The sequence below is a fragment of the uncultured Campylobacter sp. genome, assembly GCF_938045225.1.
GTDB lineage: Bacteria > Campylobacterota > Campylobacteria > Campylobacterales > Campylobacteraceae > Campylobacter_A.
In genome coordinates this window covers 1-2,767 of sequence record NZ_CALINL010000210.1, presented here as the reverse complement: position 1 = coordinate 2,767, position 2,767 = coordinate 1, and the positions used below count along the sequence as shown (strand labels likewise).

At 41.5% G+C, this 2,767-nt stretch carries 4 protein-coding genes; all 4 read right to left on the bottom strand.

Annotation, left to right across the window (positions count from 1 at the left end; genetic code table 11):
* Positions 1-683, bottom strand: a 683-nt coding sequence (locus tag Q0200_RS07785) for an Hsp70 family protein (protein ID WP_297939968.1), incomplete at its 3' end; no start/stop codon positions are given.
* A gap of 35 nt (positions 684-718) precedes the next feature.
* The gene (gene grpE, locus Q0200_RS07780; protein ID WP_297939967.1) at positions 719-1,246 is read right to left on the bottom strand and encodes a nucleotide exchange factor GrpE; all 528 of its coding nucleotides are present in this window, start codon (positions 1,244-1,246) and stop codon (positions 719-721) included.
* Complete coding sequence (locus Q0200_RS07775; RefSeq protein ID WP_297939965.1) at positions 1,243-2,022, bottom strand: HrcA family transcriptional regulator; 780 nt, start codon at positions 2,020-2,022, stop codon at positions 1,243-1,245. The genes grpE and Q0200_RS07775 overlap by 4 nt, the downstream gene beginning before the upstream one ends.
* A gap of 301 nt (positions 2,023-2,323) precedes the next feature.
* A complete protein-coding gene (gene rpsO, locus Q0200_RS07770) occupies positions 2,324-2,596 on the bottom strand; it encodes a 30S ribosomal protein S15 (RefSeq protein WP_002952011.1) in 273 nt (90 codons plus the stop codon).
* Positions 2,597-2,767: the final 171 nt, after the last annotated feature.

Genomic DNA, 2,767 nt, shown 5'->3' with positions numbered 1-2,767 from the left:
TTATCGAAATCATCGCCGCCTAGAAATGCGTTACCGCCCGTAGCTAGAACCTCGACCACGTTATCGCCTGTTTCTAGCACCGTAACGTCAAACGTACCGCCGCCTAGGTCGTAAACCATGATCTTTTCGGCCTCTTTTTTATCTAGACCGTAGGCTAGAGCCGCCGCGGTAGGCTCGTTTATGATGCGAAGCACGTTTAGCCCAGCGATCGTGCCGGCCTCTTTAGTCGCTTTTCTTTGGCTGTCGTTAAAGTACGCAGGCACGGTGATGACGGCGTCCACGACAGTTTCGCCCAGGTAGCTTTCAGCATCCTCTTTTAGTTTTATGAGCACTTTTGCGGAGATTTCTTGCGGAGTGTAGACCTTGCCCGCGATCTCGATAGCGCACGCGCCGTTTCTATCCACGACGTGGTACGGCAGCCTAGCTTTAGCCTCCTGCGCGTTTTTCTCGTTGCTCATTAGACCCATTATTCTTTTTATAGAGTAGATGGTTTTTTCAGGGTTTGTTACGGCTTGGCGTTTTGCGCTATCGCCTACTAAAATTTCGCCCTTATCCGTGAAAGCCACGACCGAAGGAGTCGTGTTTTTGCCCTCTTTGTTAGGGATTACCTTGCTTTCGCCTCGCTCATACACGCTCACGCATGAATTCGTCGTTCCTAGGTCTATACCTATTACTTTTGCCATTGTTTTTCCTTTTTATTAGATTTTTCTTTCAAATTTTACTTTGCTATCGATACCATCGCAGGTCGTAAAACTCTGCCGTTGATTAGATAGCCTTTTTGTATCACTTGCACGATTTTTCCTTTTTCCACGTCCTCGCTATCGATTTGCAGTACGGCATTGTGGAAATTCGGATCAAAGTCCTCGTTTGCTTCGATCGCGGTGATGCCGTTTTTTTCAAAACACTTTTTAAACTGATCTATCGTTATATAAATTCCTTCTTTTATTTTTGCCGCATATTCATCGCCTTCGGTTTCAAAATTTACCGCCATCTCAAGCGCGTCTATCACCGGAAGCAGATCCCGCGCGAATTTTTCGTTCGCGTACGTCGCGATGTCTGCTTTTTCCTTTTCAAAACGCTTTTTGATGTTTTCAAAGTCCGCGTTGGCTCTATAATACTTATCCGTTAGCTCCTCGAGCTGCTTTTGAAGCTGGGCCGACTTCGCGTCAAGACCCTCAAAGCTGATACTCTCGTCGAAATTTGACGGGATTTGCTGCTCAAGTTCTACGTTTTCATTCTCGTTCATGCCGCCTCCTTTAGGTTGTTTAAAAATCTTTCATAATCATTATAAATGCTGCCTGCGCAAAGCATTTTAGCCTCTTTTCCTTCGAAATTTACGCCAAGCTTCATACCTAGATAATTTTCGCCGAAAAATACTAAATTTGAGTCAAAAACCATCTCAAAACTAGGGCTTAGCGCGTTTTTGAAGCTCTCGCCGAAAATTTCAAGCGCTATCTTTTCGTTTTCTAAAAAGCGAATTTTGGTGCGCTTTAGCTCGGCTATCTTATTTCTTAGCTCATTTAGTCCCACCTGCATACAGGTAAGCTCAAGTCTATCGAGGTCTATGCCGATGAGATTGCCCAAAAACTTCTCGACTTTAGAGTTAAATTTGAGTGCAATCTCGTCCTCGCTAAAGCTCAAAATCAAAAATCTATTGTTTAAATTTAAGACCTCGTTTAGCGTTTGGGTTTTGCTTTCAAAAACCATCGCGTAAATTTCAAATTTATCGCTTAGCAACTTTAGCAGGTTAGGATTTGCGATATTTAGCGTCTCATCGAAATTTAATCTAGCTCGCCAATAATCTCTCATCGTCGCAGCCGTCGGTATCCTGCCGCCGCTAACGTGAAACTGCGTGATCGCGCCCTCGTCGGAGAGCTTTTTAAAATAAACTCTTATCGTAGAGGCCGGGATCGACATCGCCATACGCGAACCAAGCTCGCTAGAGCCGATCGGAGCGTTGTCGCTAAGATAAGCTTGAATAATAGAATCAAGTATCAGATCCCGCTTGCTCACCTTTATCATATTAGCACTCTCTCCTTTAAATTGCTAGGCGTATTATACAACATTGAGCGGATAATTGTCAAGGGCTAGAGTTTAAAAAAATTACTTAGATAACTTTAGCCTAATAAGCTCAATGTTGGAAAGATAAAATTTGAGTGTGATGAGTGGCGCGCGGGAAAAATTGAATAAATTTAATGTAAGAGTATAGTAAATTTGATTTTATTGCTAGAAATTTTCATGAATCTAAAATTTGATGTGTTAAATTTTTAAATGAGTAAAAGAGTAAAATTTGAATGAAAAGCCCCAAATTTGGGGCTTAGGATTATTTATCTCTGAGGTTTAGCTCAGCGATAACTTTTGTGTAAGCTGCGTAATCTTTAGCTTTTAGATATTTCATCAAGCGTTTTCTGCGGCCGACTATTTTAAGTAGTCCGAGGCGAGACGAGTGATCTTTTTTGTAGATTTTTAGGTGCTCGGTTAGCTCCTCGACCCTTGCGGTTAGCAATGCGATCTGAACTTCTGGAGAACCCGTATCTTTTTCTTTTCTAGCGAATTTCGCAACAATTTCTGCTTTTTTAGCCGAATCCAAAGCCATGATGACCTCCTGATTGGTGAATTTTGGAAGAGCGATTATAGCATTTAAAACATAAAGTTAGATAAAATTACGCTTTTTAAAAATTAATGAAAAATGCAGTAAAAATTTAATAAAATTAGGGCTATTTAAAGACTTAAGGAAGATAAATGCTTTTTACAAAGGCAAGCGAAT

Excerpts from the sequence above, each read along its gene's own strand:
- grpE (WP_297939967.1), bottom strand. The coding sequence starts at position 1,246 with ATGAACGAGAATGAAAACGTAGAACTTGAGCAGCAAATCCCGTCAAAT.
- Q0200_RS07775 (WP_297939965.1), bottom strand. The coding sequence starts at position 2,022 with ATGATAAAGGTGAGCAAGCGGGATCTGATACTTGATTCTATTATTCAA.
- rpsO (WP_002952011.1), bottom strand. The coding sequence starts at position 2,596 with ATGGCTTTGGATTCGGCTAAAAAAGCAGAAATTGTTGCGAAATTCGCT.